This is a genomic window from Ralstonia sp. TCR112 (assembly GCF_007997035.1).
Classification (GTDB): domain Bacteria; phylum Pseudomonadota; class Gammaproteobacteria; order Burkholderiales; family Burkholderiaceae; genus Ralstonia; species Ralstonia edaphi.
Map to the genome: position 1 here is coordinate 1 of NZ_VOSS01000290.1, position 660 is coordinate 660.

Here is a 660-nt window from a genome sequence, read left to right on the forward strand (position 1 = left end):
CGTTGCGCTGCATCGAGAGCACCCAGTAGCGCAGCTTGTCGTCCGGGCCGCGCCACAGCATCACGCGCGCGGGCTCGTCGAAGACGTGCTTGAGCACCGTCTCGGCCAGGTCGAGCTTCTGCTCATAAGCGAGGCGGCGCAGCGCACCGGCCACCGAGAGGCGGTCTTCGTTGCCTTCGTAATAGGCGACGAAATCTTCGGTCAGCACATCCCGCAGCAGCGGCACACGCAGCACGTCGCGCGGCAGTTGCGACAGGCTCTGGCTGTCGATGAGGGCGTCGGGATAGGTCAGGTCGAGCTGGACCTGGCGGGCGTGCAGCGCGCGTGTGCGGCCAAACGGGTGCCAGACCATCTGCACCACCGCCGCGCCGGCAACGACCAGGGCGACCGCACCAACGGCGATCTGCTTGCGTGTGAGCTTCATGGAGGAATCGTCGGCAAGACTGGAGGGGCCGGCGACTTGCTGGAACCTGCTCCGCTGAAGGGCGAGCAGATTGTAAAAAGTGCCGGTCTATAACCGCGAAATCATAGCGGTTGGCATGTTAAGGCGGGTTAACGTCTCAAGAAAATACGAATCGGGCAGCGCCAGTGTTGCGTGGCGTCTGCACACAGCGCCTGGACAAAAGCGGGAAAAAAAAGCCCGGCACGTGGCCGGGCTTT

1 protein-coding gene is annotated in these 660 nt (G+C 63.6%); it reads right to left on the reverse strand.

The genetic code is table 11. The annotated features are described in order from the left end of the window. The coding region (locus FUT88_RS26025; protein ID WP_147219395.1) for a DUF2138 family protein at positions 1–424 on the reverse strand (424 nt) is incomplete at its 3' end. Positions 425–660: the final 236 nt, after the last annotated feature.